The organism is Acinetobacter sp. UBA801 (assembly GCA_002296655.1).
In the GTDB taxonomy this organism is placed as follows: Bacteria; Pseudomonadota; Gammaproteobacteria; order Pseudomonadales; family Moraxellaceae; genus Acinetobacter.
On record DBIN01000024.1, the window covers coordinates 25,122 to 31,609 of the forward strand.

General features: G+C 41.0%; 12 protein-coding genes and 1 pseudogene. 8 read left to right on the forward strand and 5 right to left on the reverse strand.

The window, feature by feature from the left end; translation table 11 throughout:
- The 6 genes and pseudogenes from B2W49_RS04315 to B2W49_RS04340 all read left to right on the forward strand — a co-directional run.
- Complete coding sequence (locus B2W49_RS04315) at positions 1-567, forward strand: HupE/UreJ family protein (RefSeq protein ID WP_100242793.1); 567 nt, start codon at positions 1-3, stop codon at positions 565-567.
- Between the two features lie 71 nt (positions 568-638).
- Positions 639-1,517: an urease accessory protein UreD gene (locus B2W49_RS04320; protein WP_291334877.1), complete on the forward strand. Its 879-nt coding sequence runs from the start codon at positions 639-641 to the stop codon at positions 1,515-1,517.
- A 100-nt stretch (positions 1,518-1,617) separates the two neighbouring features.
- Entirely contained in the window at positions 1,618-1,920 is a 303-nt protein-coding gene (gene ureA / locus B2W49_RS04325; RefSeq protein ID WP_000422459.1) for an urease subunit gamma, read from the forward strand.
- 19 nt (positions 1,921-1,939) lie between these two features.
- Positions 1,940-2,248, forward strand: coding sequence for an urease subunit beta (locus B2W49_RS04330; RefSeq protein ID WP_005244909.1), 309 nt, complete (start codon positions 1,940-1,942; stop codon positions 2,246-2,248).
- Between the two features lie 42 nt (positions 2,249-2,290).
- Positions 2,291-3,991 (forward strand): urease subunit alpha, encoded by a 1,701-nt coding sequence (ureC, locus tag B2W49_RS04335; protein WP_291334903.1) that lies wholly within the window; start codon positions 2,291-2,293, stop codon positions 3,989-3,991.
- A gap of 151 nt (positions 3,992-4,142) precedes the next feature.
- A pseudogene (locus tag B2W49_RS04340) lies at positions 4,143-4,400 on the forward strand (hypothetical protein); the annotation flags it as partial.
- On the opposite strand, the gene B2W49_RS04345 reads toward B2W49_RS04340, so the two are convergent.
- The gene (locus B2W49_RS04345) at positions 4,392-4,733 is read right to left on the reverse strand and encodes a hypothetical protein (protein WP_291334889.1); all 342 of its coding nucleotides are present in this window, start codon (positions 4,731-4,733) and stop codon (positions 4,392-4,394) included. The pseudogene B2W49_RS04340 and the gene B2W49_RS04345 sit on opposite strands and share 9 nt — an antisense overlap.
- A 122-nt stretch (positions 4,734-4,855) precedes the next feature.
- Between B2W49_RS04345 and B2W49_RS04350 the strand changes: the two genes are divergently transcribed.
- The gene (locus tag B2W49_RS04350) at positions 4,856-4,981 is read left to right on the forward strand and encodes a hypothetical protein (RefSeq protein ID WP_257222353.1); all 126 of its coding nucleotides are present in this window, start codon (positions 4,856-4,858) and stop codon (positions 4,979-4,981) included.
- A gap of 161 nt (positions 4,982-5,142) precedes the next feature.
- Here the strand turns inward: B2W49_RS04350 and B2W49_RS04355 are convergent, their stop codons facing one another.
- From B2W49_RS04355 to B2W49_RS04370, 4 genes are read right to left on the reverse strand one after another with little or no spacing between them, the layout of a single operon-like run.
- Positions 5,143-5,445, reverse strand: coding sequence for a hypothetical protein (locus B2W49_RS04355; protein WP_291334894.1), 303 nt, complete (start codon positions 5,443-5,445; stop codon positions 5,143-5,145).
- Between the two features lie 17 nt (positions 5,446-5,462).
- Entirely contained in the window at positions 5,463-5,591 is a 129-nt protein-coding gene (locus B2W49_RS04360; protein WP_291334896.1) for a hypothetical protein, read from the reverse strand.
- Positions 5,588-5,800: a hypothetical protein gene (locus B2W49_RS04365; protein ID WP_291334898.1), complete on the reverse strand. Its 213-nt coding sequence runs from the start codon at positions 5,798-5,800 to the stop codon at positions 5,588-5,590. The genes B2W49_RS04360 and B2W49_RS04365 overlap by 4 nt, the downstream gene beginning before the upstream one ends.
- Entirely contained in the window at positions 5,801-6,052 is a 252-nt protein-coding gene (locus B2W49_RS04370; RefSeq protein WP_291334900.1) for a hypothetical protein, read from the reverse strand. It lies immediately after the preceding gene.
- Between the two features lie 113 nt (positions 6,053-6,165).
- Between B2W49_RS04370 and B2W49_RS04375 the strand changes: the two genes are divergently transcribed.
- Positions 6,166-6,360, forward strand: coding sequence for a hypothetical protein (locus tag B2W49_RS04375; RefSeq protein WP_291334902.1), 195 nt, complete (start codon positions 6,166-6,168; stop codon positions 6,358-6,360).
- Positions 6,361-6,488: the final 128 nt, after the last annotated feature.

Below are 6,488 nucleotides of genomic sequence, written 5' to 3' on the forward strand. Positions count from 1 at the left end.
ATGACTTATTTAAAAAGAACTTTAGCCACTTTAGCCGCAGCTTTTCCAATGTGGGCAATGGCACATCCTGGTCATGAACAACAGAATAGTTTTTTGACGGGCTTTATTCATCCCTTTACAGGAATTGATCACCTCACTATGGCGATCGCTTTTGGTGTGCTGCTGTGGTCAGCGGCTAATCGTTGGAAAGTAGGCGGATTGTTGGGTTTAGTTGTTGCCATGATTGCAGGTTTTAGCCTTGGGCAGTTGCATATGGTTTCTACGAATATTGCTGAATACGGCATTGTTTTCTCCTTATCTGTTCTTGCCATTGCCCTATGGACCAAAGCCAATCGACTGTTTGCAGTTGCAACCATGGTTTTAGCAAGTTTTCATGGCATGGCGCATGGTGCTGAATTGAGTCATTCAGGTCATGTGATCGGTTTGGTCTTCGGCATGGTTGTTGCAATGTCTTGCATCTACGCAGGTGGCTTGGGTTTAGGTGCTTTGGTACAAAAATATGTGCCACATGGTAAGAAAATTGTCGGTGGAATTACCGCAGTTGTAGCACTGATTGGTTTGGCTTAATGATTATTAGGTCGTTTTGATGTACAAGTTTAAGCACACCAGATTATTGGTATTCATCACGCAGAGGAAGCATGCAGGATTTAACCGTCAGTCGAACGCATGATGCTCAATTATGGTTTGCCAAGTTGGAACTCGGTTTTCAGGCTCAAAAAGAGCCTGAATGCACGGTGTTACATCACCGCAAACATTATGGTCCTGTGCGGGTACAAAAAATGCTTTGGCCTGAAAAAACAGGAGTGTGCCATGCCATTATTGTACATCCCCCTGCGGGTATTGCGGGTGGCGATCACCTAACTTTTGATATGTCTGTCGACGCGCAGGCACATGCCTTAGTGACTACCCCGGGCGCAGGTAAATGGTACAAAACCAATGGTAAAAAGGCTTATCAGCATATCAATATTAGTTTGAATGCTGATGCTATTTTTGAATGGCTGCCGCAAGAAACCATGCTGTTTAATGGTGCGAATGCGCATTCAGAAACCATCATCCATTTGGATCAGGCAGCCAGTTTTATTGGTTGGGATATGTTGGTGATTGGGCGCCAAGCACGTGAAGAGCAATTTAGTGATGGTGCCTATAGCAACCAGTTCAAATTGTTCCGTAATCAGACTTTGTTAGTGGCCGATACCTTAAGTTTTAAGGGAAATGACCGTTGGTTAAGTTCATGCCTAGGCATGCATGGTCAATCTGTGATGGGAAGTTTCTGGGCCGTGCCTCCCGTGCAATATCGTGCCAGTCTAGATTTAGAACAGCATCTGGATTTAATCCGTGAACTGATGATGCGTATGGATGTACCCGTCACCTTAACGGTTTTGGATGATGTGATTTGTGCGCGCTTTTTGGGGAATGATGTTCGGCAATGTCATGATGCCTTTGCTGCCATCAGAGCTAGATTGAGACGCTATTGGTACGATCTGGATGAAGAATTTCCACGTATTTGGAGAACTTAGGGTCATTTGGGTCTGCAATTTAAAGACAAAATGACACAACGATTTTTGGTCATGCACGGCTCATGAGCGAAGCATCTCCACGTTTAAATAGGTAAAAGATATGGAATTAAATCCAACAGAAAAAGACAAACTTTTGATTTTTACCGCGGGCTTGGTTGCAGAGCGCCGAAAGGCACGTGGTTTAAAGCTGAATTATCCTGAAGCGATTGCGTATATTTCTGCTGCCTTGCTTGAAGGTGCACGCGATGGCATGAGCGTAAGCGAGCTGATGCACTACGGCACGACTTTATTGAGCCGTAATGATGTGATGGATGGCATTGCAGAAATGATTGTTGAAGTCCAAGTTGAAGCAACCTTTCCAGATGGCTCAAAACTGGTGACTGTACATCAACCGATTATGTAAAGAACTATAAGGAATAAAGATGATTCCAGGTGAAGTAATTACGCCAGATCGTGATATTGAGTTAAATGTTGGACGTGAAACCCTAAAAATAACGGTTGCGAACGCTGGGGATCGACCAATTCAAATTGGTTCGCATTTTCACTTTTATGAAGCCAATGATGCTTTGCAATTTGAGCGCGAGCGTGCCAAAGGCTACCGTTTGAATATTGCAGCGGGCACCGCAGTACGTTTTGAGCCGGGTCAGAGCCGAGATGTTGAACTGGTGGCACTAGCAGGAAAGCGTGAAGTGTATGGTTTTGCAGGTCGAGTGATGGGGAAACTTGACTAAGTCGGGCTATCAAAATCTTTTAAGAATTTAGAGTAATCTATGATGAAAATGTCACGTCGTGCATACGCGGAAATGTTCGGACCAACCGTAGGGGATCGTATTCGCTTGGCGGATACGGAACTGTTTATTGAAGTCGAACAAGACCTGACCACTTATGGTGAAGAAGTTAAATTCGGTGGCGGTAAAGTCATTCGAGACGGCATGGGACAGTCCCAATTGTTGGCAGATGATGTTGCTGATACCGTTATTACCAATGCACTTATTGTCGATTGGTGGGGCATTGTGAAAGCCGATGTCGGTTTAAAGAATGGACGTATTTGGAAAATTGGTAAAGCTGGAAATCCTGATATACAACCCAATATTACCATTCCGTTGGGAGCGGCCACAGAAGTGATTGCGGGGGAAGGTCAAATTCTTACCGCAGGTGGCATCGACACACATATTCACTGGATTTGCCCGCAACAGGTAGAAACTGCACTCATGTCAGGTACAACCACCATGATTGGTGGCGGAACAGGTCCAGCAGCAGGGACATCTGCAACCACGGTTACACCGGGACCATGGCATATTGCGACCATGTTGCAAGCCATCGATGATTTACCCATGAATATTGGGCTATTGGGCAAAGGAAATTTGAGTTTGCCTGATCCTGTACGTGAGCAGATTGAAGCAGGCGTCGTGGGTTTAAAGCTGCATGAAGACTGGGGTTCAACACCTGCTGCCATCGATAACTGTTTAACGGTTGCCGATGAATACGATGTTCAGGTTGCTATTCATACCGATACTTTAAATGAAAGTGGTTTCTTGGAAGAAACGCTGGCGGCATTCAAGCAACGCACCATTCATACCTATCATACAGAAGGTGCGGGTGGTGGACATGCCCCCGATATTTTAAAAGCCATTGGTCAAGCCAATGTGTTGCCATCTTCGACCAATCCCACCCGTCCTTATACCGTCAATACCATTGATGAGCATTTGGACATGCTGATGGTGTGTCATCATTTAGATCCTGCAATTTCAGAAGATGTGGCGTTTGCCGAAAGCCGAATTCGTCGTGAAACGATTGCCGCGGAAGATATTTTGCAAGATTTGGGCGCAATTTCCATGATGTCGTCCGATTCACAGGCAATGGGGCGTGTGGGCGAAGTGATTATTCGCACATGGCAAACGGCACATAAAATGAAAGTGCAGCGTGGACCGCTAGAAGGTGATACGCCACATACCGATAATCAGCGGGTTAAACGTTATATTGCGAAATATACAATTAACCCAGCCATTACCCACGGTTTAAGTCATGAAGTCGGCTCGGTCGAAGAAGGCAAGCTGGCAGACTTGGTGCTGTGGAAACCTGCATTCTTTGGTGTTAAACCTGCCATGATTATTAAAGGCGGTATGATTGCAGCAGCGCCCATGGGTGATATTAATGCTTCCATTCCAACACCACAGCCTGTGCATTACCGTCCCATGTTTGGCGCAAATGCTCGCGGTGTACATAACACCTGTATTACTTTCTTGTCTCAGGCAGGGATTAATAATGGTGTAGCGGAAAAATTAGGTCTGAAGAAAATCATTTCTGCATGTAAAAACACACGCACTATTTCAAAAGTTGATATGAAGCACAACACTTATACACCAGTGATGGAAGTTGATCCGGAAATCTACGAAGTACGAGCAGATGGCATGCATTTGACCTGTGAACCCGCAGAAGTATTGCCAATGACACAGCGTTATTTCTTGTTCTAATTAATAGACCTTGTATCTTGAAGGTTGTAGTGATTAGCTTCCACTATATGCAAATTGTAGAGTTTGTAATAGACCTAAGACTTTTAGTCTGTGCAAGAGATAAAACCTACAATTTGCCCTAACCACTTGCACAACTCTGGACGGTAACTTTCCACGTTTTTCGGGCTGCATGAAGCAAAATGGAAAATATGTAGCATATACGCAACAGGGCACAATTTTAAAAGACGTTTCACAAGCTGATTGTCAGCGTGTTGTAGAACATGGTGATCGACCTTTCGACTATTTTAAACAGCCTCAACAGGTGCAAAATGCTCAATTACCTAATACGCCAAGTTATACGCAACCTAGTGAACCTGATATTCAACAAGCTGCGAAAATGGAACAAGCGCAGATAGAGGGCTTAATTTAAATGCTGCCCAAAGTCTAGTTTTAACTGTTTGGCTGTAGGTATGTAAGGGTAGTCAGCAATGAGCATACGACCTGATTTTTTAATTGATTTTTGCTGATTAGGTGTGATTCTGATAAATACTAATTCTTCGGGTTCATTCCGATGATTAATTTCACAGATCATAACTGTTTGATGTTTTTCAATAATTTTGTACTTTGGAAAGGTTTTTTTCACAAGTTCTTTAAGTGGTAATTTGCTGTTAGAGCCTTGCTTTTGTGTCTTTTCGATCTTGATGATTGCATAAAATGCTGTAGCAAGGCTAACCACTAGGACTAAGAATATAACCAGTTCCATTGTATGTACCCATAACAAATATTGAGCTCGAATTTTAGCCTTAACTAGCGAAGTCTGTTAAGTCTAAAATTGAGCATTTATAGGCGTAAATAAGATGCCTGTAAAGATCACTGGAGCATTGAATGCAACAAGAATATATAGATCAGGCTTTGGCTGTTGCTGATTCTTTTTATAATTTGGGTTTTGCTCAAGGTTTGGCTTTTGGCATTTTTATAGCGTTCATGGTCTACATTAAAGTGTCCGATTGATTGCGTATAATCAATATTATGTTAAATACCATGTCAGAGATTGCGCCCTATACAAGCCTAGCCGTTGGCGCAACTTTGCAACGTGGATTGAACCAATATATTAATCCACGTTGCAAAGCATGTTAAGGAACATAATATACATTATGCGGCAATCCGTGAGCCTACTTAGGCTTAATCTCATAATTAGAAAATATATACTCAACTACACGCTTAAAACGCTTATAAACAATTGCCCTTTGATCACGTAAATCGTTGTAAATAAGAACATCAGTAAATAAAGCAGCCATTAAATCTTTTTGATCTATTGAAAGCTCTGAATCTTCTTCTAACTTAAAACTCAATTCAGCTAAAATAATCTTATATTTTAATAACTTAACATCTTTATCAGGAATTTTTTTGCCCTTATAAAAATAACCGTCGATGGGATCATAAGTAATATGATCCATAGAATACAAACTAGCCATAGAAAAACCTGTTTTGATCAAATTTTGAGTACCTTTTCCCGCATATTATAAAAGGGGGTAGCCAATTCACTGTTTTCTAATTTTTTAGGGCTTTCCTGTGTGTTTTTACATGCTTTGGTTGTTTTTTGAGCAATAGACTTTTTCATACTAAAAGCTCCTTTTGAGATTCAACAACATCATAAAGACGTACACGCAATTCAAAGTTTTGTTGCTTAGTTAAAAGATCAGCATTAACACCAGAGATAATTAAACCGTAAGCTTTCATTTCCTGATCGCTCAATGCTTCACAGCTTGAGTAAGTATTCGTTTCAATAAAAGAAATGTATTCAGAAACAACATCAAAGAAATTAATCATTTAACAGTCCCCCATTGATTCTTTTAATTCAGTATTAGTTTTTTTGTAGACATCAGCGTGAGCATCAATAAATGAATAGTCGTAAGCCATTTCACTAGCAACTAAAGCGATATGTTCTAAACATTGCTCTGTAGAAAAAGCAGGGACAAAAGCATCTAGGCACGCTTGACCATGTTGAGAAACAAGTTCTGCTACCCGATTAAAGGCAGCCTGTGTGAAATCTTGAGAAGTCTTAAAAACTAAATCTTGCATAAAAGTTACCTAGTAACTTGGTTTAAAACATTAAACAAAGTTTATAGGTAACTTGTCAACTGATAAATAGAGTTAAAATTAACTTAGTAACTGTTAAACGAGCAATAAAGGGAATGAGCAAAGTCTATAAATTAAGAACAGACGAAGTTGAGGCTGTTAAGGAAACCTTAATGAAGTTCGTTGTAGCTAAAAAAAGTCTAATGGCAGAAAGTGATGTAATACATGCACTTATTAAATATCATCTGCATAATTTAAAAGCTGAAGAAGTTATAAAGTACAGACAAGAAGTTTTAGGGAAAGATGAGTAAATGGGCATTGCAATATTCTGTTTAATCTTTGGCTTTACTGTGGGTTATCTCTGGAGAGATTGACGCCCTGAAAAAAGACAGAAAGAAGCCCCTAAAACAAAAGCTAGAAATATCTATTTAAGCTACAA